The sequence below is a fragment of the Corynebacterium ciconiae DSM 44920 genome (assembly GCF_030440575.1).
GTDB lineage: Bacteria > Actinomycetota > Actinomycetes > Mycobacteriales > Mycobacteriaceae > Corynebacterium > Corynebacterium ciconiae.
The window spans coordinates 2,370,013-2,393,866 of the sequence record NZ_CP047189.1 but is presented as its reverse complement, the minus strand read 5'-3'; the positions used below and the strand labels follow the sequence as shown (position 1 = coordinate 2,393,866).

Here is a 23,854-nt window from a genome sequence, read left to right as displayed (position 1 = left end):
GGGGCACAGCCGTGGGCGGCAAGAACGCCGCCCGTAAGTAAGCATTCATGTGCAGGCTAGTACCCCGTTAGCTGCGGTTTACTCCTCTGGGCTAGGAATGACATTCATGGACATCTCAGTACTGGGCACCGGTTATCTCGGGGCAACGCATGCAGCCTGCATGGCGGAACTAGGCTTTTCTGTTGTTGGTGTGGATATCGACGAGGCTAAAATTGCGGCCCTATCTGCCGGTACAACCCCCTTCTACGAGCCTGGGCTGGGGCCTATTCTCCGGCGGGCCATGGATAACGGTCGGCTTGTGTTTACGACTGACATCAGTGTTGCTGCGCGCGCCACGGTCCATTTCATTGCGGTAGGTACCCCACAGGCCAAAGGCTCGTTTGCTGCTGATACGTCCGCGGTGGAGCAGGTACTACGTGCACTAGTGCCGCATCTCGAGGGAGACCACGTGGTCATCGGCAAATCAACTGTGCCGGTAGGAACGGCCGCGCACCTGCAGGCGATGGTGGATGAGCTGGCTGGGGATCGGGCCAACGTGGAGGTGTGCTGGAATCCGGAGTTTTTGCGGGAAGGCTATGCGGTACAGGACACCATCACCCCGGACCGCATCGTGTTGGGCATCTCCCAGCCCAGCTCCCCAGCACGAGAAGTGGTGGAGAAACTCTACGCCCAGGCTCTCGCGGCGGGTACTCCAATGATCGTGACGGATCTCGCCACAGCGGAGCTGGTGAAGGTGGCAGCTAACGCTTTTCTTGCTACCAAGATCTCGTTTATCAATGCGGTGTCCGAGGTATGTGAAGCCGCGGGGGCAGACGTCACTGCGGTGGCCGATGCCCTTGGCCACGATAAGCGCATTGGTCGGCGTTTTTTGAATGCTGGACTAGGCTTTGGCGGAGGTTGTTTGCCGAAAGATATACGGGCATTCATGGCTCGCGCCGGAGAGCTGGGAGCTAATGAGGCACTCACCTTCCTTAGGGAGGTGGACGCCATCAATATGCGCCGCCGTGATCACCTTGTGCAGGTGGTCAAAAGCGTGTGCGGAGGTTCATTAATCGGACAGAACATTGCGGTGCTCGGCTGCGCTTTCAAACCCCATAGTGATGATGTGCGTGACTCTCCATCGCTTGCGGTAGCCGGTGCGCTGTCTCTCGGTGGGGCTGAGGTAAGCGTTTACGATCCTCAAGCCATGGACAATGCCCGTGCGATCTTCCCCACGCTGCACTACGCAACCGATACCCAAGAGGTGCTTAGCGGGGCCGATTGCGTCGTGGTGGCGACCGAGTGGCCGGAGTTCCTCGAGCTTGATCCCAGCGAGGCTGCGACGATGGTGCGTACTCCCCGAGTAGTCGACGGGCGTAATGTGATTGATCGGCAGGCGTGGCTGGCCGCAGGGTGGAGTGTACATGCGCTGGGGCGCCCTAGTCTGGAACCCAGCTCGTCTTAAACGCCGTCGAATGCTCGCCCGCTAGGGTTGTTCTCGGTGTTCGCTGTGGGGCCCACGGTCACAGCCGCAATAGCGGTGGTGATTGGTACAGCCAGACACAGTGCCAGCGCACCCACGGCAGAGCGCATGAGCTCGGTGGCCATGATGTCCGAGGTGAGCGTGTTGCTCAAAGGCCGATCAGCCACGGAGAGCAGCAGCAAAAGCGGTAGCGCCGCACCCGTGTAGGACAACACCAAGGTGTAGACCATGGAGGCAATGTGGTCGCGTCCCACTCGCATGGCTGAGGTGAAGACCTCCCAAGGGGTGCTACGCGGGTTAAGCTCATAGAGCTCATTGACCGTCGAGGCCTGCGCGATGGTGACATCATTGAGCACCCCCAGTGCGCCAATGATGAAGCCACAGAGCATCAACCCCGGAACGGTCACATCAGGCAGATAAAGCTGAATCAAGAGATTGTCCTCATCGCCCAAACCTCGGATACCCGTGGTGCTAATCGCATAGCGGCCCAGAAGTGCCGCAATAAGTAGCGCCGCGATCGTTCCAGCCAGCGCCGCGGAGGACTTCCAGTTCAGCCCGTGAACCAGATAGATCACGATGAACAGGACGAGGGAGCCGGTGACCACCGATAGCCACAGTGGGTCTCCACCACGCAGCAAGCTGGGGAGCAGGAATCCGGCGATCCCCGCGAGAGTCACCCCCAAACCCACAAGTGCACGCATGCCGCGCCACCCACCGATGAGCACGATGCCCAAGGCGGTAAGCACCATCCAGACAGTAATCGGGGTGCCGCGCTGAAAATCAGAAAACGCGTACTGGGTGCCGCCATCGGGGGTGTCATTGACCAGCATGCGAATGTGATCGCCTACCTTGAGCTCGGGGTCACCAGGCAGATTGTTGGTGATCAGAAGCGTGCGCATGCCAGCGTCATCACCCGAGGTGAGATCCACAATCGAGTGCGTGCACGTCCGGTCTGGCTCTGTTGGGCTGCCAGCTGCGCCGGCTGAAGCGGGTGGCGCAGCGGGTGGCGCAGCGGCGGGGTTGCTTGGTGCCGCCGCGGGTGGAGCAGCTGCTGCGGCGGAGGGAGCGGCCGCAGGGGCGGTTTCGAACACTTGGCCCGAGCTGGGGGAATCGCAGGCACCTTCTTGCACGACGGCCACGGTGCCGTCGACCTGCTTATGCGCCAAAGGAACGGAAAGGCTAAACCCTTCGGCGATATGTGGTTCCTCGGAGGAAGGCCACAGCCACACGGTGCCGATCACGGTTAAAAGCCCCGCCAGTGCCAAAGCCCCAGCGAGGATCTTCTGGGCCACACTCAGCTGTGCCGAGGCGCCGGCGCTATTGTCTGGCTGCGTGGATTCCGAGTGCTGCGAATGTCTGCCCATAAACGAAAAGACTACCTGTGTGCGAGGCGGGAAATAACCCCCGCATCGTCGCAGCGCAGCCTCAGCCCACAAACAAAGGCTCACCCGCACCTTAAGCCCATGAAAAGAGGAATGCGGGTGAGTCTTTGTGGATGAAGCTAGTGCCCAACACTATTGCTTGTAGCTGGCCAGGAAGTTACCGAGGCGATCAATAGCCTCTGCGAGATCGCTGGGCCATGGGAGTGTCACTACGCGGAAGTGGTCGGGCTCCGGCCAATTGAATCCAGTACCCTGAACCATCAGGATTTTTTCCTTGCGCAGCAGATCGAGCATCAACTTGGTGTCATCGTGAATGTCATAGACATTGCGGTCAATCTTTGGAAACGCGTAGAGCGCACCCATCGGCTTGACCACGGAGATACCCGGAATCTCATTGAGCTTCTCATAGGCCACATTGCGCTGGCGCAGCAACCGCCCGCCTTCTGCAGTGAGCGAGTAGATGGATTGACGACCCCCCAAAGCCACCTGGATTGCGTGCTGGGCGGGAACGTTGGGGCAAAGGCGCGTACCAGCCAGTAGATCGAGGCCCTCAATGAAGCCTTCGGCGTGGTCCTTCGGGCCAGTGAGCACCATCCAGCCAGCTCGATACCCTGCAACCCGGTAGGCCTTGGACAGACCGTTGTAGGTGATGCACAAAAGATCTGGGCAGAGCGACGCAATGGAGATGTGCTGGGCGTCATCGTAGAGAATGCGATCGTAAATCTCATCGGCCAACACCAGCAATTGGTGCTTACGGGCGATATCTGCGATTTTGTTCAACACCTCGCGGGAGTACACAGCACCCGTGGGGTTGTTCGGGTTAATCACCACAATCGCTTTTGTCTTGTCGGTGATCTTTGACTCGATGTCCTCGATCGAGGGCTGCCACTCGTTGTCCTCATCACAAAGATAGTGCACCGGGGTGCCGCCGGCGAGGGACGTAGCGGCTGTCCACAAGGGATAATCCGGGCGGGGGATGAGTACTTCGTCGCCATCGTTCAGCAGCGCCTGGGTGGTCATGGTGATCAGCTCGGATACACCATTGCCCAAATACACATCGTCCACATCAAATTCGGGGAAGCCGTGGATCATCTCATAGCGCGTCACGATCGCACGCCGCGCCGGGATCACGCCCTTGGAGGTGGAATAGCCTTGGGCACTGGGCAGCGCAGCAATCATATCGCGCATGATCACGTCCGGGGCTTCAAAGCCAAACACTGCAGGGTTGCCGGTGTTGAGCTTCAGGATGCGGTGACCATCCATCTCGAGGCGCTCGGCCTCCGCCGCCACCGGACCGCGAATCTCATATAGAACGTCTTTGAGTTTCTCGGACTGGTCGAACTCGCGGCGCGGCACGTCTGCTCGACGCTCGCCGCGAGGCTGATGGGTGTCATTGCTCATTTCTCCATCATGCCACCGGCTGTCGATGCAGGAAAGTGTCGAGGCAATGTCCGTGGGCGGGGGCGGGGGCGGTGGTAGAGGATGGCGTCGATAAGCGTGCCGCGTTTAGGAGCCGAACACTGCATCGCGGATTTCGGGCACCTGCACCACGTTCTCACTATCCCGAAAATGACCCTTACCAGCCACAATGATGGGTTCCACGCCAAGTTTCTCTGCCACGTGATCGCTGGCTGTGGCAGGAACAAGAGTGTCATTATCGGAACGAATCACAGAGATCGAGGCGGTGCGGGAACGGATAGTGTCCCAATCCACGTCCTCGCAAAAAGCACGAATCTCCTCCGGCATACCCGCATAAGTGCTGGCGAAAGGAGCAACCAACACCAGAGTGCCGAGCGACCACTCGGAGGTGTCACGAGTGAGATAGCGCAGCGCTGTGATCCCACCGAGCGAGTGGGTCACCAGCCCCGTCGTGGTGTCGAGCTCCGGAAGTTGACGATCTAGCGCATCCTGCCAGTGGCGCGCGACCGGCGCATCAGGGCAGGGCAGCTCCACGGCCTCCAGCGCGGCGCCCCGCGTGATGGCCTCCAGCTTCAGCCACTGAAACAGGCGTTTCTGCGGCGAACTATGGAAGCCATGTATGGCGTACACCGAACGGATGGGGGCAACCGGCTGGGCTGTTTCGAGCGACATGCCACCGACTGTACCCAGCCGCTTCGGCTATGTCCGCGAGTCGGTGTCGCTAGCTTGCTCATCTGTGCTTGTCGACGCCTCCTCGCGCGCAACCTTCTTCGGCGACGCAGCCTTCGGGGTGGGTGCCGTGGGAGTAGGCGTTGCTGGGGTAGGCGTTGCTGGGGTGGGGGTTGTGGACTTCGGCGACGTTGGGGTGGGTACTGCTGCCTTGGATGTGGCGGGTTTCGGCACCGCCGGCTTGGGTGATGCAGGCGTCGGTACGACTGGCTTAGGGGTTGCCGCTTGCGGCGTTGCCGGCTTCGGGGCTACAGGAGTCGGTACCGCTACCTTAGGCGTGGCGGGTTTCGGCACTGCCGGCTTGGGTGATGCAGGAGTTGGTACTGCCGCCTTGGGGGTTGCGGCTTGTGGCGTTGCCGGCTTCGGGGCTGCAGGCGTGGGAACCGCTGCCTTTGGGGCTGCGGCCTTTGGCGCTGCGGCCTTTGGCGCTGCGGCTTGTGGCGTTGCGGGCTTGGGGGTTACAGGAGTCGGTACCGCTGCCTTTGGGGCAGCGGGTTTCGGCGCCTCGGGCTGTGGTACTGCTGGCGAGGGTACCGCTGCGGTCGGCGTTGCAGGCTTGGGCACTGCGGGTTGCGGCGTTGCGGGCTTGGGGGTTGTTGGAGTGGGTATGCTCGGCGCCGGTGCTGCCGGTGCTGCCGGTGCTGCCGGTGCTGCCGGTGCTGCCGGAGCTGCCGGGGTCGCAGGGGCGCGGTGGGCGGCAGCCTTGTCGGCGGCGTGGGATTCTGGGCCGGGCACGGGGGCGTTCGCGGCGGCAGAACGCGGGGCGGCCACGCGGGCGGGGCGCTCGAGGAAGGTTTTCGGGCGTGCTGGCGGAAGGGCGCCGTCGACCATGATGGAATCGCGCATCAGCTGCGCCACGTCCTTAATCACAGGAGTGGCGGTACTCGCGGAGCCTTCCTTGGCGGCGCTGTGTGCGGCGGTAGATTTCACCCCAGCGCCCAGCATGGTGTTACAGAAGGGGCAGCCCACGGCGATGGTCTCGGCGCCTGTGGCTACAGCCTCGGCTGCGCGGTTATCGCTGATGCGCTGGCCAATGCTTTCCTCCATGAACATCCGGGCGCCACCGGCGCCGCAACAGAAACCCTCGTCACGGTTACGGGGCATCTCCCGCAGCTCCATTCCGGTGGAGGCGAGCAGTGCGCGCGGTGGGTCAAAGACCTTGTTGTGGCGGCCGAGGAAGCAGGGGTCGTGGTAGGTGAGCGGGCGGCGATTCTCGGGCCCGCGAGGCACGGGGGTGATGAGCTTGTCACGAACCAAGCGATTGAGCAGCTGGGTGTGGTGGAGCACGTCATAGTGGCCGTCGAAGTCCGGGTACTCGTTACGCAGCGTGTTGAAGCAATGGGCACAGCTGGTGATGATCCTGCGCTGGCGCGGCGGCACCCCATCAAACACCTGGTTTAAGGTGGCCACGTTCTGCTCGGCGAGGGTTTGGAAAAGCAGCTCATTGCCAGCGCGGCGTGCAGGATCACCCGTGCAGGTTTCATCGTGGGCGAGTACTGCGAACTTCACCCCAGCGGTGTGGAGTAGTTCCACGATCGCGCGAGAGGTAGCCACACCGTCCTCGTCCAAGGAGCCGGCGCAGCCCACCCACAGCAGGTATTCGGTGTCGCAGAAATCGGTGATGTCCTCGCCAAAGATCGGAACCTCGATGCCGTCTTTGCGGGCGCGTTCGATCCAGGCACGCCGATCGCGGGCGTTGCGGCCCCACGGGTTGCCCTTGTTTTCCAAGTTCTTGAATAGGCCAGTCAGCTCCGATGGGAACGCGGATTCCTCGAGCACCTGGTAGCGGCGCAGATTGGCCACGTGATCAATGTGCTCGATATCTACCGGGCACTGCTCCACGCAGGCACCACAGTTAGTGCAGGACCACAGCACATCCTCGCTCACAGCCTGGTTGGCGCCCACAAGCTTGAGCACATCCACGCCTTCATGGCTGGTTTGCGGGGCCAGATCGGCCTCGAGGGCGGCGTCGCGAAGCGACATCATTAGTAGTTTCGGCGAGAGGGGCTTCTCGGTGTTCCACGCTGGGCATACGTCCTGGCAGCGGCCGCACTCGGTGCAGGTGGCCGAATCCAGCAGCATCTTCCAGGAGGCATCTTGCACGGTGCCGGTGCCGAGACGCTCTGGGGGGCTCTGTTCGAGATCAGCGAGCCGCAGTGGCCGCGGCCCGTCCATGAGCGGGGTGAGAGCCCCCAGCGAGGAGCTACCATCATAGTTGCGTGTGAGAAACAGGTTGAAGAACGCGAGGATGCGGTGCCACGACACCCCCCAATGCAGATTGCGGCCCACCACAATCAGCCACGCCATACCGGTGAGCAGCTTGAACAGGGCGAAACCGCTGACCATAAGCGGTGAGGCGGGCAGAAGTTGGGCGATGAGGCCGGTGATCCAGTCCGTCCACGGAGAGTAGCCGCCGTAGGTGGCGATCGCACCGGCCTTAACCAGCAGAATCCCGAGCCCTTCAAGAAACACCACTGCTTCCACGAAATGGGCAGCCCGAGCATTGGAACCGTAGAAGCGATCGACGCGATTATTGCGGCCCACCCGCAACCGGACGCTGATGAGAAACACAATGCCCATCACTGTGCCCAGCCCCAGAACTTCTTCGAGGAGCCGATACACGTGGAGCTCATGCAGCCATGGCCATCCGCCGGAGGGGTTGAAGGTTTGGATATAAGCTTCAAACCACACCACTACGCCAAACAAAAACCCCACCATCACCAACCAGTGGGCGATCGCCACCGCCGGTTTGGGCATCATCTCTGAGTGCCCAAACACCTTGCGCAGCACCTGCCCGGCGCGGCTAAAGGGACGATCGGTGCGGGTGGTGGTGGGCGTGCCACGGGAAACGAAGCGAACAATGCGCCAGCACCCGTGGAGAAACACTGCCCATGCGGGCAAGGACAGCACGACGCCCGCGATCCCCAGAAGGGTAGTCATGTTTTGTTCCCGTTCAGCTTCGGCAATAGTCCCTCGCATTTTAGCTTTACGACGCCACCTCGCGGTTGTCAGCACCGCCTAAGCAATACGGCCAGACTGAGCGGCGGAACTCACTAAGCTGGAATGCGGACACCGCTTTTCACACTCAATCGATAGTGAAGGACACGAAGAAGTAGCCATGCCCAACATCATTTGGCAGATCTATCCGCTCGGATTCACCGGTGCGCCTGTGCGCCCTAGCGAGGGCGAGCGCGAGACCACCCCGCGGCTGCGTCATATCTGCAACTGGCTGGATTACGCGGCCGAAATCGGCGCGGACACCATTTTACTGAACCCGATCTTTGAGTCCGCTACCCACGGCTATGACACCATCGATCACTTCACGATCGACACTCGGCTTGGCACGGACGAGGACTTCGATCATCTCGTCAGTGTGTGCCGAGAGAAGAACCTCGATCTCGTGCTCGATGGGGTGTTTAACCACGTGGCCGACAGCCACGAGCTGGCAGCAGCGGGGCACGTCAGCGGCGGCGATTTCGAGGGACACGGCGATCTGCTGGAGCTCGACCACAGCTCATCCGAGGTGGAAGACTACGTGGTCAACGTGATGTGCCACTGGCTTGAGCGGGGGATTTCTGGGTGGCGCCTAGACGCCGTCTACGCCACTGACCCCGAGTTTTTCGCGCGGGTGACCACTCGGGTGCGCGAGCGCTTCCCCCACGCTTGGTTCGTGGGGGAGATGATCCACGGTGATTACAACGACTATGTGGCTCGGGCACACCTAGACTCGATCACCCAATACGAGCTGTGGAAAGCCATCTGGAGCTCCATTAAGGATCACAACTTCTACGAACTGGAGTGGACCTTAAGCCGCAACGCCGAGCTCAGCTTCACCCCGCTGACCTTCGTGGGCAATCACGACACCACTCGCATCGCCAGCCAGGTGGGCGAACACGGTGCTGCCATCGCCGCTGTGATGCTCTACACCCTGCCTGGAATCCCCGCCATTTACTACGGCGACGAGCAGGGTTTCACCGGAGTGAAAGAGGAGAAGCTGGGTGGCGACGATAGCGTGCGCCCCACCTTTCCCGGCTCGCCGGAGGAGCTGCACGATATTGGCGATTGGATCTACCAACTGCACCGCCGTCTCGGCGAGCGCAGGCGCGCTCACCCTTGGCTCAAGGACGCCCAGGTCGAGATCACTGAGATCGATAATGCGGTGCTGGCCTACCGAGTATATGACGAGCACAACAGCATGGATGTGCGCGTGGAGCTGGATCCGCCGCGGGCAGAGATCGACGGCGAATCTGTGGGGCTCTAGTCTTGCTAGACTCCGAGGCTATGACTCAGATCGTGGATTCTCGGCCGCTCATCGTCTCTGCAACGAAAGAGGAAGCCGCCTACCTGCCCGATGATGTGCCGGTACTTATCACCGGAATCGGCACTCTCGCCGCCGCCATTAAGCTCACCGCCCTGCTGGCCGAGGCCCGTGCCGAAGGGCGCACACCCTCGCGCATCATCAACATTGGCACGGCAGGAGGCCTCAAAGACGGTGTGTCGGGCGTGTTTGAGGTCGCGAGCGTGTTTAAGCACGACTTAGATCGGGACGTCTTCGAAGATGCCACGGGCCGCGGCTGGGGCGAGCCCTATGAGCTGGAGAAGATCGGGCCGCTGCCTGCGGCGGGCCTAGCCACCGGCGATAGCTTCATTCGGGATTCCGAGACGCGCGCTCGGCTCGGCCACCACGCCGAGCTCGTGGACATGGAGGGTGTGGCTTTTGTGGAGGCCGCCCGTTTCTTCGATATTCCCATCACTCTCATCAAGCAGGTCAGCGACTCCGCAGACGAAAATGCCGCCACCACGTGGTTTGAGGTGGTAGACCGCAGTGCCAAGGAGATTGCCGCTGTGGTGGGGGATTACCTCTAGGCATCAGTTGCGCTAGGGGTAGCACCACCCCTAGCGCAAGAGAAACGCCACGCACCGCCGGATCCGTGATCCGTGTGTCGGTGCGTGGCGTGTTTTTACGTTGGGGGAAGGCTAATCGTCTTCGTCCTGGGCCTTCTTGGCCTCCTTGGTGGACTTCAGGGTTGCTTCCTTCCGGATGCCTAGGGCGAGCATTTTCTGGCGGATAGTCTCGAAGCTTTGCATGCCTTCCGAGGACTGATCGCCCTTGGCAGTGGCGATCTCAATATCATCGGCAGTGATTTCGCCGGCGCGCAGCGCCACCAGGTCAGAGTGGTAGCGCAGCCACACCGCGAGGGTGGCGGCCACCGGCACAGCCAAGAAGGCGCCGATAATGCCGAAGAGGGTGGAACCAACAGTCACCGACAACAGCACAATCACGGGGTGCAGGTTCATGGCCTTGGACTGCAGGATCGGGGAGAGCACATTGCCCTCTAGCTGCTGCACGATGATGATGAGAGCCAGCACCGCGATGGCAGTACCCACACCATTGGACACCAGCGCGATGAGCACGGCGATTGTGCCCGCAGAGATCGCACCCACGATGGGAATGAACCCGGCGAAGAAGGTGATGGTGGCCAGAGCCAAAGCCAGCGGCACCTGCAGCACGAGCAGTCCGGCGCCGATGAGCACGGCGTCCACCAAGGACACGATGGCCTGGGCGCGGATGAAGCCCGCCAAGGTATTCCAGGTTCGGGTGAGGACCTCGCTCAAGTGCCATCCGGCGTTATGGCCGGCGTAGCGGCGCACAAAGGGCAGGAAGCCGGTGCCATCCTTGAGGAAGAAGAAGGTGAGCACGAGCATCACGGCGAAGGTCACCGCCATCGAGGAGGCCGCAGACAAGCCAGTGAACACGCCCGAGGTGATTTGGCTGGACTGCTGCTGCAGCTTCGCGGTCACCTGATCCATCAGCCCGTTGAACTGCTCGAGCTTTAAATTCAGCGGCGGGCCTTGGACCCAGTCAATGAGCTGATCGGCGCCGCGGCGCGCTTCTTTCCATAGCACCTGGCTCTGCGAGGTGATGCTGGGGGCGATAGCGGCGATAACTCCGCCGAAGATGGCGAAGAATCCCAGAATCACCAGCAGCGAAGACAACCCAGCGGGCACCTTCTTGCTGCGCAGCCAGCGCACCGGCGGCCACAGCACGGTGCACACCAAGATGGCGAGCAGGATCGGAAGCAAACCGACCCAGATCTTGGCCAGACCGAACCACAACAGAGCGCCGGCGATCACGAGAATCACAAAGCGCAGGGCCCAGCCTGCCAGCCAACGCCCATCGGCGCCGAGGATCGCCCCACGATCCACCTGGGGGCTCGACTCCTCGCCGCCGTTCTTCAGCGGGGCAGGGCCGGGGTTGGCCGCCGAAGTGTCGGTAGCGCGCTCGGCCGCAGTGGACCCGGAGTGGGTTGGCTGTTCCTGCTGCGACTGGGCGGCCGCGTGACGCGGACCGTTTTCCACGTCGCGGACGGTGTCGGTGACCTCTTCGAGGCCATCTAGGGGTTTATCGTTCATTGCATCTCTTTCGCAGTGAATCACAGCGCTGGAAGTAGGTAGTCCGCCCGCGCCGCGAAAACTCGGCTCATACGCCGAGTGAAGGGAATAAAAAGGCTGCTCAGAGTAATCACAAGACGTCCCATCTGGTGGGAATGGGAGCAGCGTAAGACACATTCTAAGGATTAGGTGAGCTCAACGCTAAATGCAGCGGGCAGTATGTGTGAAAGACGCGAAGCCTCGTTGAATAGTGAGCAACCGCACTTCCCGCAGCGCACCGCTGTCTTCGTGATGCGGCGGGCGGGGCGGGAAATGGGATCCGGTGGAGTCGGACTAGAGAATCATCGCGGCGATCCACCCTGCGGCCATGAGCGGCAGGTTGAAGTGGAGGAAGGTGGGAATCACCGAGTCGCGGATGTGGTCGTGCTGGCCATCGGCGTTCAAACCGGCGGTGGGGCCAAGTGTAGAGTCCGAGGCGGGGGAGCCGGCATCACCGAGTGCGCCGGCGGTGCCGATGATGGCCACAGTGGCCAGCGGGGAAAAACCCAGCTCCATGCACAGCGGCACATAGATCGTGGCGATGATCGGCAGGGTGGAAAAGGAGGAGCCGATGCCCATGGTCACCACGAGCCCCACTGCCAGCATGACGATCGCGGCAATGGCCTGGTTGCTGCCAAAGGCATTAGTGGCATCCTCCACGAGGGTGGTTACGTGACCAGTTTCCTTCATCACCGCGGCGAACCCTTGGGCGGAGATCATGATGAAACCGATAATGGCCATCATCTTCATGCCATCGGTGAATACATTATCGGCCTCGTTCCACTTCACCGCGCCGGTGATGAGGATGATGGACAGGCCCACTAGGGCGCCCACCAGTAGCGAGTTGGATTCTGCGCCCATGGCCTGCATTACCACTTGGATGGCGAAGGTGGCCACGATCGCCACCAGTGCCACCACGATCTGATAAGTGCTGGCACGAGAGGCCGTAGTGGAGGTGGCCTCCGCCTCGGTTGCGGCCGGGGCAGCGGTGGAGCCGCCAGCCGGGGTGGAGGTCTCGGTGTGAACCTGCCCGGCGCAGGCCGTGCCAAGTACCGGTACATCCTCGTAGTGGCGAGGTGCGCGGTAGCTGACAAACAGCGCAATGAGCAGACCGGTGAGCATGCCGAGTGCCGGGATACCCATGGCCTGCATGATGTTGATGCCGGAGGTATCCATCCCGGCATCGTTGATATTGCCCAGCAGGATGTCATTGAGGAAGATGTTGCCGAAGCCCACCGGCAGGAACATGTAGGTGGTCACAAGACCAAAGGTGAGGGTGGTGGCCACGGCTCGGCGGTCGAGGCCGAGGCGGTTGAACACCTTAAGCAGCGGCGGGATGAGCAGCGGAATAAAGGCAATGTGCACTGGGATCAGGTTCTGCGACATCACCGCCATGGCGAAGATGCCGAGGATCAGCGCCCACTTGGTGGTGGCTTCCGCACGTCCGGAGGCCTCGCCGGCCGAGCTGTCCATCTTGGTGATGATCCAGTCGGCGAGCATCTTGGGCAGCCCAGTACTGGCAATGGCCATAGCGAAGGCGCCGAGGAGGGCATAGCTCAGCGCAATGCTGGCGCCGCCAGCGAGGCCGTCTTGGAAGGCGAGCATGGTGCCATCGAGCCCTAGGCCGCCGATGAGTCCGCCCACGAGGGCGCCGATGAATAGAGCCAGCACGACATGGACGCGGCACACTGCCAAGACCAGCATGACAATGACCGCGATTAATACTGCATTCACGCGACTGATCTTAGATTATGTTTATCTATTTCTTAGGATTTACCCCTTGTTGGGGCGCGCGGAGGGGCTGGTCTGCTCCGCGGCGTGATCGCGATCGGCGTGATCGCGATCGGTGTGGCCGTGATGGGGCTGCGGCTGGTACATCACCCACAGCACCACGATGCAGGCCACCGTCCACCACAGGTAGCTATTGCCCACCACATGCCAGAACAGGTTCCACTCCCCGCCGTACTCCGGAATAGGGGTGAAGGCCTTCGGCTCGAGAACGAAGCACAAAAACCCTGCGCCGGCGAAGATCTGCCAGAAGGAACGCATCCGCGGGGTGAAGCCCCCCATGGTGGCGGGATTGGTCACGCGGAGGGTGACGGCGATGATCAGCAGCGGGATCCAGACCCAGTGGTGGGTCCAGGACACGGGGCTTGCGAGCAGGGCAATGAAGCTATTGGCCACGAGTGCCTCGAAGGGGGCCTGCGCGCGAAACAGTCGCAGCATGAGCGCCGTTATCACCACGAGGGTGACTGCCACCAGCAGCAGCCACAGCCAAGAGCCCGAGTTGGCGTCGCGCAGCCCCGCCCGCCAGAGCGCGCCGTTGAAGGACTGGTTCGCGGGAAAGTCCATGTTGCCGATGCGGCCGGTGGAGGAGAGCGTATCCAGCCAATAGGTGTGAGAATCCCGCGGCAAAATCAGCCACGCCAAGCCGGTGAGACCCACGGTGCCCGCACCCATGCGCAGAATCGAGGCCCAGTCGCGCTGGAGCAAAAACCACAGTCCAAAGACAGCGGGGGTGAGCTTGATGGCCACGGCGGCGCCGGTGAGGAACCCGCGCCAGCGGCGCGGCAGAATCATGGTGTCTACAAAGATCAGCGCCATGAGGAAGATATTCACCTGGCCATAGGTGATGGTGGACCAGATCGGGCCGATCGGAATGAGCACGGCGGTGGTGGCGATGCTCAGCCACAGCACAGTGGGGGAGTCCACGGCGGCGAAGCGGCTAATGAGTACTCGGGTGACGCAGAAGAGCACCGCGATATTAGCGATGGTCATCAGGATCGAGGCCACATCGTGCGGCCCCACGGTGAGCGGCACAAACAGCAGCGCGGAAATGGGCGGATAGGTGAAGGGCAAAAACACATCCGGGGTGATTTGAAACGCCCCGCTGTAGAGCTCTTGGCTATCGAGCACCCGCTGAGCGCCCACACGGTAGACCTCCAAGTCCACGCGATAGCGCAGGCCTGAGTCATTGAAGAAGGTGTAGACGAGCGAGACCACTGCCATCAACACAAACGCCACCTTGTGCCACAGCAGAAAGCTGATGTGGTGCGGGGCGCTCGATGCGGTCTCGGCAGGGGATGCGCCGTGATCGGCAGGGGAGACGGCAGAGGGGAACATCGGCAGGCAACCTTCAGGTGGTGTCACGAACGTACGGCTGGCACTTATATTAAGCCACGGGTGGGACACCGGCCGTAGGCTGCGGGTGCGCGGGGTGGCGTCGATAAGCGTGACGGCACAGAGGGGACCCCAGTATATGGCCCCATGAGTGGCCGTGGTATAAAGCGATTTTTCACATGCGGATTCATGCTCTACCCTTTACCTAGCATGTGGACGAACCTCTTCGCCGATAAGGACCGCGTTTTTTAGGCCCGCGAACGGTCGAAGGGGTTATTTCACGTCCCAACGACCCCGTGATGTTTCCCTCCCCATCCGCCGCGCCAAAAGAAAAGAAGTAGATGACAGCTCAGGACTTGCAGGCCGACGATCGCGCTAGTGAGCAGACCCGCGTTAGCGAGGCTGCTGCTGGGGTGAACAGCGCCACCGTTCTTTTCGTCGGCGCCGGCCCCGGAAACCCCGAGCTACTCACCGTGCGTGCACGCGATGTGCTGAGCCACACCACCTACGCGCTCGTCGACGAGGTGGTGCTGCAGGGTGTCCGCGATATCGTGGGGCAGTCGCTGAGCGTGCCGCAGGAGAAGATCGATCAGTGGAATAGCGATTATGAGGCTGCCTGCGCTGCCGCCAAGGCTAAGGGCGCGCGCCGCAAGCCGCCGAAGCCGCCGCAGCCCGGCGCGGGTGAGATCACTGAGGTCTCCGCTATTATCGACGCCACCTCGCCGGACACTCCCGACGAGTCCAGTGTGCACGCCGTGGTGGATTGGCTCGAGCAGAAGGTGCGCCACGGACATGACGTGATCCGGCTGGTGGCCGGCAACCCGCTGTCGAATGACAACACCCTGCGGGAGATCAACGAAGTGGCCCACCGTGGAATCGAGTTCCAGGTAGTGCCGGGAATGTCGCTGCCGGCGACGGTGCCCTCCTTTGCCGGTATCGCCACGGGCTCTACCTACACCGAAACTGATGTGGCGGCCACGGATGTGGACTGGGATCAGCTGGCCGAGGCGCCACAGCCGCTGGTGCTCACCGCCACCCAAGATAATCTGCCGACGATCGCCACCGAGCTGAGTGCGCGCGGCATGGCCCCTCACACTCCTGTGTCAGTCACGGTGCACGGCACCACCCGGCTGCAGCGCACCCACGACACCCAGCTGAACACCCTCGGCAAACTCAACGGGGAGTTTCCGGGCCAGCTGGTAGTGACGATCGGCCGTGGCGTGGATGCCCGCTCGAAGTACTCGTGGTGGGAAACCCGTCCCCTCTACGGTTGGCGGGTGCTGGTGCCGCGGGCGAAATCGCAGGCGGCGGACATGTCTACCCGCTTGGCTAGCCATGGCGCCATTCCCCAAGAGGTGCCCACGATCTCGCTCGAGCCGCCGCGCAACCCTGCTCAGATGGAGCGGGCAGTCAAGGGCATCGTCGAGGGCCGCTACCAGTGGATCGTGCTGACGAGTGTCAACGCGGTGGATGCGCTGTGGTCCAAGCTCCAAGAGTTTGGCCTAGACGCCCGCGATCTCGCGGGGGTGCGCATTGCTGCCGTGGGGCGCAAGACCGCGGCCGCGATCCGCGTGTGGGGCATTAGCCCCGAGCTGATGCCGCACGAGAAGCACCAGAACGCGCATGGTTTGGTGGAGGTCTTCCCCGAATACGACGAGGATCTCGACCCCGTGGGCCGAGTGTTGCTGCCGCGTGCCGATATTGCCACCGATGTGCTTGTCGACGGCTTGAAGGCGAAATTCTGGGAGGTTGATGATGTGGTGGCCTACCGGACAGTGCGCGCCGCCCCGCCCTCGGCGGAGATTCGCGACATGATCAAAACCGGCGGTTTTGATGCAGTCTGCTTCACCTCCTCATCCACCGTCCGTAACCTAGTGGGCATTGCCGGTAAGCCGCACCAGCGCACCATCATTGCCTGCATTGGCCCCATGGCGGCTGCCACCGCCAAGGAATTGGGGCTGCGAGTGGATGTGGTGCCTGAGGAGGCCAGCGTGCACAACGTGGTAGATGCGCTGGCCGATCACGTGGCCCAGCTGCGGGCCGCCGACCAGCTGCCGCCGCCCAGAAAGAAGCGGCGCAGCCGTAAGAAGACGACCACATAAAAGACAAGCGCGCGGGTAGTCCCCCGCGCGCTGTCGCGCGTTAAGGTAGGAAGCATGTCTGAGTTTTCCGAGAATACTGCTGGGTCCCGCGACGCCAACTACGATGCCGGACTCCTTCGGCGCCCGCGTCGTCTGCGCAGCTCAGTGGCCATGCGTGAGCTCGTGGCCGAGACCCGCCTGCACCCGAGCGATCTGATCTTGCCGATGTTCATCGCCGATAAGATCGACGCCCCAAATGAGATCTCCTCCATGCCGGGGGTGTACCAACACACGGAAGACTCCTTGCTGCGTGCCGTGGAGGAGGCCGCCGAGGCGGGCGTGCGCTGCATCGATCTCTTCGGTGTTCCCGTGGAGGAAGATAAGGATCACAACGGCTCCCAGAGTTGGGCCACCGAGGGCATCCTCAACCGGGGTGTGCGCGCCGTGCGTGAACGCTTCGGCGACGATGTGCTGGTGATGGCCGATACCTGCCTTGATGAGTTCACCGACCACGGCCACTGCGGGGTGCTTAGCACCGATCGCTTCGGCCAGACCGTGGTGGATAACGACGCCACGCTGCCGTGCTATCAGCAGATGGCGGTGGCCCAAGCCGAGGCTGGGGCGCACATTGTGAGCCCCTCCGGGATGATGGACGGCCAGATCGCCGCGATCCGCGCGGCGCTGGACACCGCCGGCTATCAGGATGTGGCCATCATGGCCTACTCCGCCAAGTACGCGTCCGCATTCTTTGGCCCCTTCCGCGATGCGGTGGGCTCCTCGCTGCAAGGCGATCGCCGCACCTATCAGCAGGATCCCGCAAACTTCCGCGAGTCCATGCTGGAAGTAGATCTTGATGTGGCAGAAGGCGCGGACTTCGTGATGGTCAAACCCGCCCTGCCTTATCTCGATGTGCTATCCGCTGTGAAGGAGCGCGTCGACGTGCCAGTGGCCGCCTACCAAGTTTCTGGCGAGTACTCCATGATTCACGCCGCTGCACGCAACGGCTGGATCGACCTCGATGCCGTGATGATGGAATCTGCGCTATCGATCAAGCGCGCCGGCGCCGATCAGATCCTCACCTACTTCGCCGTGGACCTGGCCCGCCGCTGCGGCTAGGGCTTCACCACCATACGACAGAGCATGAATAGGTCAGTTGTGCACAACCGAACCTCAGCACCACCACCCAGCAGCCCTCAGGGGCCGCCTAGCCCCGGCGGTTTCGGCGGGCCGACTGGACCGAGCGGCCCGACCGGCGCGGCCGGCGCGGCCGGGCCTGGCAATCCCGGAGGCCCCGGGAGCCTTGGCAACCCCGGCAACCCCGGCAACCCCGGCAACCCCGGTAACCCCGGTAGCCAACCACCGGAGCGCCAAGGCGGACTCGGGGAACCAGAACGTAGCCCTACTCCGCCGCAGCCTGATCGCTCCACCAAGCGCTCTCCGCGCACCCCGCACCGCGGGCCCTCCCGCCCGTGGGACTCAGCCGCTGAACCCCAGCCGGCTCGGGAAGCGCGCGGACCAGGTGGCCAGCCGGGTGGCGGTGAGGGGAGTGAAGAGAAGAAACGCCCTGAAGCGATCTCCCTCGCAGTGAAGGTGTGGTGGGCGTTGATCATCGCCGAGGCGCTGCGCCACCTGGTGCTGGTGATCACTACCGCCATCAACCCCCGCGGGGTGGCCTCCCAGGTGATCTCCACCATGGATTCCGAGCAGGTATCGCAGCTCGAGAGCATGGGAGACACCGCGCTGAATATGGCGGTCATCGGCTATTACGTGATCATTATGCTGCTTGCTTTCGCCATCCTTGGCATCGTGGCATGGATGGTGTCGGTGATTGCCCGTGCACGGCCCAAGGCTGCCAGTGCGAAGCGGCTGCTCACCTTCTTCGGTATCTACTTCACCATCCGGGCGCTGTTTGTGTTCTTCTCCCCGCCGCCGATGTCGGATCCGAATTCGGTGCAATTCCTCATCGACGGCTCCTTGCAAATCCTGGTGGGCGTGGCGGCGGTGCTTGGTCTCGTGTTCTTTTCTCGGCCCGAGTCCAAGGACTGGATCGAGCCCTCCACCAGCCAGCGCTCCTAAGCCCCCTCATTGCGATGGCGCTGTGCTTCCTCCTTCGTGCTGTTGAAAGACAAACCCCATGACACCTCCCACCCAGGCTCCACAGCCACCGGCTCCCGCCAGCATCCGGGTGGGATTTTTCCTCCTGCTCGCCGGGGCGGCGCTGATGCTGCTCGCCGGGCTTGTGGTCACCGTCGCCGGCTACCAGGGCGATTCCCACGCACCAGCGGATTTTCAGGCCAGTGTGGTGCGCAATCAACGCATCATCGGGGCCTTTAATATGGTTTTAGGTTTGGCCGTTGCGGGGCTTGCCGCGCAGCTGCGCTCCGGATCGTTGCGGGCGCGGCGGCGGCTGCTCTTCGTCCTCGCCAGCGTGATTGTGGTGGATGTGCTCGCTTTCGTGTTCCGGTTTGTGGGACTGTCCTTCGGGCTGATCCCCATGATGCTGGCATTGGGCGGGCTAGCGATCTATCGCCCCACGGCCAGCGAGTACATGGCCGAGTGCAGCGCCCTCACCGGACCGAGCGTGCAGCCATCTGATCCCCAGTCCGCATCAAATCGCGAGAGCGAGGAATAAACAATGAGCCCTCTGAGCAATGGCAGTCGCGCCGACCTCAGTCCGGCCGCCCTGCGCGCAGACTGGCGGGATATGGATGAGGCCATCAAAGAAGCCAAAAAGGCGGCCAGCCTCGCCGGGTTGAACGGTGATGTCTCCTCCACCGATCTTGCCTCCCAGCGTCTCGCGTCCCGCGAGGGAGCGGAGCTGATCTCCTTCGGCCTCGAGCTGCAGGGTCTCACCTCGGCAGCCGCAGCCCGGGATGTGGAAAAAGCGCTCGAACGCACCGAAGGGGTGCGCGCCTCGCTGATCTACACCAACTCGATCGCCTGGATCACCGCGCCCACCAGCATTCCGCCTGAGACAATCATCGAGAAGCTACGCAACATGGGGGTCAAGGCGGAACTCACGGAAGGCTCGCTGCGTCGACGCGCCGACCGGCTCATGGCCCCGCCGCTGCACCACTCGCAGCGGCATCCTCGCCGTAGTTCCCTGCTGGAGCGGATCAAAGGCACCAAGCAGGCCCTCGCGGAGGTCAACCCCGAAAACCGCCACCTGGGTCTTACTATCGAGCGCAACGATAACGCCGATGTGCTCTTTACTGCCCGAGGGCTCGTCACCCTGGACCGGCTGCTGGTGAGCCTCATCCTCACCATCCCTATTTTGGTCTTTAGCTACGTCCCCTCCCTGCAGATCGACTACTGGCAATGGATCAGCTTCGCGCTGTCGATCCCCGTGGTCACATGGGGAGCGTGGCCGTTCCACCGGGCTGCCATTGCGGGGCTGCGGAGGAAGATGTCGGCCTTGGATGCGGCCAGCGCGGCGGCGATCCTGGCGGCCTTTGGCTGGTCTATGATCATGCTCTTTTTCACCCCAGCCGGTTCGATCGGCTGGACCTCCGAGCCGCGCTGGTTCGCCTATAACTATCCCTCCATCCTGGATGGCGAGCTCTTCTTAGACGTTGCCTGCGGCATGACAGTGCTGCTGCTGGGAGGGCGGATCGCGATGCGTCGCTCCCGCTCGAACCTGGTGGAAGATGCCCGCCGTGAACACGAGGGCACCATGCACGAGGTCACCGTGGTGCGGAAAGCCGGCCCGCGAGCGGCCGCGGTGAAGCAGGTGGTGCCGGTTCAGGAGCTGCGGGTGGGCGATGACATCCTGGTGCCGACCGGTGGGGTGATCCCCTGCGATGGGCGGGTTGTGGGCGGAGCCTCCACGGTGGCCTCGGGCCTGCTGCGTTCTGCGGTGGACTGCGATAATGGCCACCATGATGCCCGCACGGTGAAGGTGAACTCCAAGGTGTATGCCGGTTCCACCAACCTGGGTGGGCCCCTGAAGATCCGTGTACGCCACTCCGGCTCCGCCACCCGGTTGGCCGCGATGCTGCGCTGGATCGATGAGTCCACAGCGGTGCAAAACCGCTCCGCCCAGCTAGCCACCAAGTCGGCCTCCCTGCTGGTGCCGTGGGCGGTGACTGCCGCCATCGTGGATTTCTGCATGTGGCTGCTTATCGGCGGCAACTACAATGTCGCCTTCGCTACCGCCCTCGCCATCCTGGCCTGTGTGGCGCCGGTGTCGCTGGCAATTTCTGCACCCCTGGCCACCCGCTATGGCATCGAATCCGGGGCGCGTAAGGGGCTGTTGATCCGTAACTCGGAAACCATCCGCGTGATGGAACGAGTAGACACGGTGATCTTTAACCGCGTGGGCACCCTGACCAAGGACACCATGTCGGTGGAGACCGTGATCGCCAGCGACCGCGAAAACGCCGAGCTGGTGCTGCGCGTCGCTGCCGCTTTGGCCATGGAATCCGATCACCCAGTATCGAAGGCGTTGGTCAAGGCTGCCCGTGAGGCTCGCGACCGCGGAGCCGGGGGCGAGGACATCCCCCACTGGATCGATGTGGCCCAATCCCACGTGGATGAGCACGGCACCTTCACCGGCCTCGTGGAGATTCCCATCGAGGTCTCCCGCGGCAAAACCGAGCTGCGCCAAGTGGAGGCCTCCCTGTGGCGCCCGCGCGATGAGTCCGACCTCGAGGGGCGCCTCGCCCTCGCGATCTCCGCCGGCGGCACCCCGCTGGTGGTCAACTGGAAGGGCAAGCCGCGCGGGGTGATCACCATGCATACCGACCCCAAAGACGATGCTATGGACGCCATCGATGACCTCGAGAACATGGGCATCGAGACCGTCATGCTTACCCGCGATGCCTACCCGGTGGCCCGACGCTTGGCCAACTTCATGGGCATCTCCAAGGTGCTCGCCGGCATCGCGCCGGCCAAGAAGACGATCACCGTCCGCAGCGTTCACACCCGCGGCAACGTGGTGGGCATGGTGGGGGACGAGTCCGTGCGCGGCCCCCTCAACGTGGCCGATGTGGGCCTGCTGGTTCAACCAGGCGATGATTTCGATGTGCCCGAGGCGGATGTAGTGATCCTGCGCCAGGATGTCTCCGCCATCCCCGAGGCCTTCACCTTGGCGCGCCGGGTGGGGGCGCTGGTAGATCGGAATCTGATGTTCGCGTGGGCCTATAACATCACGGCAATGGTGCTGGCCACTGCCGGGCTGCTGCACCCGATGGCCGCCACGGTGCTCATGCTCACCAGTTCCTTCATCACCGAGTGGTCCTCCCAACAGGCGCGGCGCTTCTGATGCCGCGCGCCTTAGGCTGAGCACCATGATCATTGTCACCATCCTCGTCGGTATCGGAGTGGGGCTCGTGGTGGGCGCGCTGGGCGCCGGGGGCGGCATCCTGTCTGTTCCCGCGCTTGTCTATCTGCTCGGCTTTGCCCCGCACGATGCCACCACGGGCTCGTTGATCATCGTGGCCACCACGGCCGCGTTCTCCCTCATCTCCCACGCCCGCCATGGCACGGTGGCGTGGCGCCGCGGGGGAAGTTTTGGGCTGTTGGCGGTGGTGGGATCCTTCCTCGGTGGGAAGGTATCTGTGCTGGTGAACCCCGATGTTCTCATGATCTCCTTTGCCGGGCTGCTGGCTCTGGTGGCCGGCTATATGGGTGTTCGGGGTGTGCGCGGGCGCGCCCAGGATCATCCCGCCGCGCCGGCGGGGGATACCTCGCGGCCTTGGTGGCTGGTGCTGGCGCTGGCGTGCCTCACCGGTTTTCTCACCGGGTTTTTCGGCGTCGGTGGTGGTTTCATCGTGGTGCCGGTGCTGGTGCTGGCCTTGGGCATGCACATGCGGTTGGCCGCCGGTACCTCGCTGGTGATCATGATTATCACCGCAGGAGCGGGGCTGGCCGCGCGAGTGGGCACTGAGTTTGGCGGGGACTATCTCACGGTGGTGGTGTTCACCGCCGCCTCCGTGGTCGGGGGAATGCTGGGCGAGCCGCTCACCCGCCGGGTCCGGCCCTATCAGCTCACCTTGGCTTTTGCCACGTTGCTGGGGGTGGTGGCTGCGGCCACGGCCGTCGAGACAGCGCTCGGCTGAGCCGCGGGTTGTATCCTTCTGGGTCCTTCTGTAGACACAAGGGCCAGCTTGCTAGCGGCGCCTCGCGCGGGTAGGGCATGATGGAACACTATGACAGACCCCGCCTCTGCCCGACGCCGCACGATCCCCTCCGCGCCCCTGCTTGCCGCCGCCCATGGCCGCACCCCTAGCCGCACCCCGGTGTGGTTCATGCGCCAGGCAGGCCGCTCGCTGCCGGAGTATCGCAAGGTGCGCGAGGGCATCGCCATGCTGGACTCCTGCTTTATGCCGGAGTTGCTGGCCGAGATCACTCTGCAGCCGGTTCGGCGCCACGATGTAGATGCAGCGATTCTTTTCTCCGATATCGTGGTGCCGCTGAAGGCCGCGGGCCTCGATATCGATATCGTGCCTGGGCGTGGCCCGGTGGTGGCGGAGCCGATTCGCTGCGCCTCTGACATCTCCGCTCTGCCGATTCTGGATCACGATGTGCAGGAGATCATCGAGGGTATCGGCCTGATCGTGGATGAGCTCACGGACCAGCAGGCGCTCATTGGCTTCATCGGCGCCCCCTTTACTCTCGCCAGCTATCTCATCGAGGGCGGGCCGAGTAAAAACCACGAGCAGACCAAGGCCATGATGCACGCCGATCCCGAGAGCTGGCATGCGCTCATGCGCCGCATCGTGCCGACGGTGCTCGGCTACCTCGATACTCAGGTGCACGCTGGTATCGATGCGATGCAGCTCTTCGATTCCTGGGCTGGGTTCCTCAGCCAGCGCGATTATCGCGAGTATGTTTTGCCCTACTCGCAGGAGATCTTCGCCCACATCGAGCAGTATGACATTCCGCGCATTCACTTTGGCGTGGGCACCGGCGAGTTGCTGGGGGCGATGGCCGAGGCGGGACCGGATGTTGTGGGCGTGGATTGGCGCGTTCCGCTTGACGACGCCGCCTCGCGCATCCATGCCGCCGCCGGCCCGAAGGTGATCCAGGGCAACTTAGATCCCGCCATGCTCTTTACTTCCGAGGATGTGATCCGCCGCGAGGTCCAGCGCATCCACGCGGAGGCGCAGCGAGCCATCGCGGCGGGGGATGCCACCGGCCATATCTTCAATTTGGGACACGGGGTGCTGCCCAGCACCGACGCAGAGATGATCACCCGCGCTGTCGAGATCATCCACGAAACTTAGGAA

General features: G+C 62.8%; 17 protein-coding genes. 10 read left to right on the top strand and 7 right to left on the bottom strand.

What is annotated here, in order from left to right; translation table 11 throughout:
• The first annotated feature begins 106 nt into the window (after nucleotides 1-106).
• Nucleotides 107-1,444 carry a UDP-glucose dehydrogenase family protein gene (locus CCICO_RS10505; RefSeq protein ID WP_018019523.1) on the top strand — a complete coding sequence of 446 codons (1,338 nt, stop codon included), beginning with the start codon at nucleotides 107-109 and terminating at the stop codon, nucleotides 1,442-1,444.
• Here the strand turns inward: CCICO_RS10505 and CCICO_RS10500 are convergent.
• From CCICO_RS10500 to CCICO_RS10485, 4 genes are all read right to left on the bottom strand, one after another.
• A complete protein-coding gene (locus tag CCICO_RS10500) occupies nucleotides 1,441-2,826 on the bottom strand; it encodes a YibE/F family protein (protein ID WP_018019522.1) in 1,386 nt (461 codons plus the stop codon). The genes CCICO_RS10505 and CCICO_RS10500 overlap by 4 nt on opposite strands.
• A gap of 150 nt (nucleotides 2,827-2,976) precedes the next feature.
• On the bottom strand, nucleotides 2,977-4,245 hold the full coding sequence (locus CCICO_RS10495) for a pyridoxal phosphate-dependent aminotransferase (protein ID WP_018019521.1): 1,269 nt from the start codon (nucleotides 4,243-4,245) through the stop codon (nucleotides 2,977-2,979).
• 105 nt (nucleotides 4,246-4,350) lie between these two features.
• Nucleotides 4,351-4,935: an RBBP9/YdeN family alpha/beta hydrolase gene (locus CCICO_RS10490; protein ID WP_018019520.1), complete on the bottom strand. Its 585-nt coding sequence runs from the start codon at nucleotides 4,933-4,935 to the stop codon at nucleotides 4,351-4,353.
• 27 nt (nucleotides 4,936-4,962) lie between these two features.
• On the bottom strand, nucleotides 4,963-7,932 hold the full coding sequence (locus tag CCICO_RS10485; RefSeq protein WP_018019519.1) for a (Fe-S)-binding protein: 2,970 nt from the start codon (nucleotides 7,930-7,932) through the stop codon (nucleotides 4,963-4,965).
• Nucleotides 7,933-8,110: 178 nt separating this feature from the next.
• On the opposite strand from CCICO_RS10485, the gene CCICO_RS10480 reads away from it, so the two are divergent.
• Complete coding sequence (locus CCICO_RS10480; RefSeq protein WP_018019518.1) at nucleotides 8,111-9,253, top strand: alpha-amylase family glycosyl hydrolase; 1,143 nt, start codon at nucleotides 8,111-8,113, stop codon at nucleotides 9,251-9,253.
• 20 nt (nucleotides 9,254-9,273) lie between these two features.
• Complete coding sequence (locus CCICO_RS10475; RefSeq protein ID WP_018019517.1) at nucleotides 9,274-9,858, top strand: nucleosidase; 585 nt, start codon at nucleotides 9,274-9,276, stop codon at nucleotides 9,856-9,858.
• A 111-nt stretch (nucleotides 9,859-9,969) separates the two neighbouring features.
• On the opposite strand, the gene CCICO_RS10470 is transcribed toward CCICO_RS10475, so the two are convergent.
• From CCICO_RS10470 to CCICO_RS10460, 3 genes are all read right to left on the bottom strand, one after another.
• Nucleotides 9,970-11,406, bottom strand: coding sequence for an AI-2E family transporter (locus tag CCICO_RS10470; protein ID WP_018019516.1), 1,437 nt, complete (start codon nucleotides 11,404-11,406; stop codon nucleotides 9,970-9,972).
• Between the two features lie 312 nt (nucleotides 11,407-11,718).
• A complete protein-coding gene (locus tag CCICO_RS10465; protein WP_018019515.1) occupies nucleotides 11,719-13,158 on the bottom strand; it encodes a Na+/H+ antiporter family protein in 1,440 nt (479 codons plus the stop codon).
• Nucleotides 13,159-13,197: 39 nt separating this feature from the next.
• Entirely contained in the window at nucleotides 13,198-14,547 is a 1,350-nt protein-coding gene (locus CCICO_RS10460; protein WP_018019514.1) for a glycosyltransferase 87 family protein, read from the bottom strand.
• Between the two features lie 338 nt (nucleotides 14,548-14,885).
• Here CCICO_RS10460 and CCICO_RS10455 point away from each other — a divergent pair, with 338 nt between their 5' ends.
• The 7 genes from CCICO_RS10455 to hemE all read left to right on the top strand — a co-directional run bounded on the left by CCICO_RS10455 (nucleotide 14,886) and on the right by hemE (nucleotide 23,851).
• The gene (locus CCICO_RS10455; RefSeq protein WP_018019513.1) at nucleotides 14,886-16,646 is read left to right on the top strand and encodes a uroporphyrinogen-III synthase; all 1,761 of its coding nucleotides are present in this window, start codon (nucleotides 14,886-14,888) and stop codon (nucleotides 16,644-16,646) included.
• A gap of 54 nt (nucleotides 16,647-16,700) precedes the next feature.
• A complete protein-coding gene (hemB, locus tag CCICO_RS10450; RefSeq protein ID WP_018019512.1) occupies nucleotides 16,701-17,741 on the top strand; it encodes a porphobilinogen synthase in 1,041 nt (346 codons plus the stop codon).
• Nucleotides 17,742-17,765: 24 nt separating this feature from the next.
• Nucleotides 17,766-18,701, top strand: coding sequence for a G protein-coupled receptor family protein (locus CCICO_RS10445; protein ID WP_156809839.1), 936 nt, complete (start codon nucleotides 17,766-17,768; stop codon nucleotides 18,699-18,701).
• A gap of 58 nt (nucleotides 18,702-18,759) precedes the next feature.
• Nucleotides 18,760-19,257 carry a hypothetical protein gene (locus CCICO_RS10440; RefSeq protein ID WP_018019510.1) on the top strand — a complete coding sequence of 166 codons (498 nt, stop codon included), beginning with the start codon at nucleotides 18,760-18,762 and terminating at the stop codon, nucleotides 19,255-19,257.
• Nucleotides 19,258-19,260: 3 nt separating this feature from the next.
• The gene (locus CCICO_RS10435; protein ID WP_018019509.1) at nucleotides 19,261-21,888 is read left to right on the top strand and encodes a heavy metal translocating P-type ATPase; all 2,628 of its coding nucleotides are present in this window, start codon (nucleotides 19,261-19,263) and stop codon (nucleotides 21,886-21,888) included.
• A gap of 25 nt (nucleotides 21,889-21,913) precedes the next feature.
• The gene (locus CCICO_RS10430) at nucleotides 21,914-22,684 is read left to right on the top strand and encodes a sulfite exporter TauE/SafE family protein (RefSeq protein ID WP_018019508.1); all 771 of its coding nucleotides are present in this window, start codon (nucleotides 21,914-21,916) and stop codon (nucleotides 22,682-22,684) included.
• Between the two features lie 90 nt (nucleotides 22,685-22,774).
• The gene (gene hemE, locus CCICO_RS10425; RefSeq protein ID WP_018019507.1) at nucleotides 22,775-23,851 is read left to right on the top strand and encodes a uroporphyrinogen decarboxylase; all 1,077 of its coding nucleotides are present in this window, start codon (nucleotides 22,775-22,777) and stop codon (nucleotides 23,849-23,851) included.
• The last annotated feature ends 3 nt before the right edge of the window (nucleotides 23,852-23,854 follow it).

Excerpts from the sequence above, each read along its gene's own strand:
- CCICO_RS10505 (WP_018019523.1), top strand. The coding sequence starts at position 107 with ATGGACATCTCAGTACTGGGCACCGGTTATCTCGGGGCAACGCATGCA.
- CCICO_RS10500 (WP_018019522.1), bottom strand. The coding sequence starts at position 2,826 with ATGGGCAGACATTCGCAGCACTCGGAATCCACGCAGCCAGACAATAGC.
- CCICO_RS10495 (WP_018019521.1), bottom strand. The coding sequence starts at position 4,245 with ATGAGCAATGACACCCATCAGCCTCGCGGCGAGCGTCGAGCAGACGTG.
- CCICO_RS10490 (WP_018019520.1), bottom strand. The coding sequence starts at position 4,935 with ATGTCGCTCGAAACAGCCCAGCCGGTTGCCCCCATCCGTTCGGTGTAC.
- CCICO_RS10485 (WP_018019519.1), bottom strand. The coding sequence starts at position 7,932 with ATGACTACCCTTCTGGGGATCGCGGGCGTCGTGCTGTCCTTGCCCGCA.
- CCICO_RS10480 (WP_018019518.1), top strand. The coding sequence starts at position 8,111 with ATGCCCAACATCATTTGGCAGATCTATCCGCTCGGATTCACCGGTGCG.
- CCICO_RS10475 (WP_018019517.1), top strand. The coding sequence starts at position 9,274 with ATGACTCAGATCGTGGATTCTCGGCCGCTCATCGTCTCTGCAACGAAA.
- CCICO_RS10470 (WP_018019516.1), bottom strand. The coding sequence starts at position 11,406 with ATGAACGATAAACCCCTAGATGGCCTCGAAGAGGTCACCGACACCGTC.
- CCICO_RS10460 (WP_018019514.1), bottom strand. The coding sequence starts at position 14,547 with ATGTTCCCCTCTGCCGTCTCCCCTGCCGATCACGGCGCATCCCCTGCC.
- CCICO_RS10455 (WP_018019513.1), top strand. The coding sequence starts at position 14,886 with ATGACAGCTCAGGACTTGCAGGCCGACGATCGCGCTAGTGAGCAGACC.
- hemB (WP_018019512.1), top strand. The coding sequence starts at position 16,701 with ATGTCTGAGTTTTCCGAGAATACTGCTGGGTCCCGCGACGCCAACTAC.
- CCICO_RS10445 (WP_156809839.1), top strand. The coding sequence starts at position 17,766 with ATGAATAGGTCAGTTGTGCACAACCGAACCTCAGCACCACCACCCAGC.
- CCICO_RS10440 (WP_018019510.1), top strand. The coding sequence starts at position 18,760 with ATGACACCTCCCACCCAGGCTCCACAGCCACCGGCTCCCGCCAGCATC.
- CCICO_RS10435 (WP_018019509.1), top strand. The coding sequence starts at position 19,261 with ATGAGCCCTCTGAGCAATGGCAGTCGCGCCGACCTCAGTCCGGCCGCC.
- CCICO_RS10430 (WP_018019508.1), top strand. The coding sequence starts at position 21,914 with ATGATCATTGTCACCATCCTCGTCGGTATCGGAGTGGGGCTCGTGGTG.
- hemE (WP_018019507.1), top strand. The coding sequence starts at position 22,775 with ATGACAGACCCCGCCTCTGCCCGACGCCGCACGATCCCCTCCGCGCCC.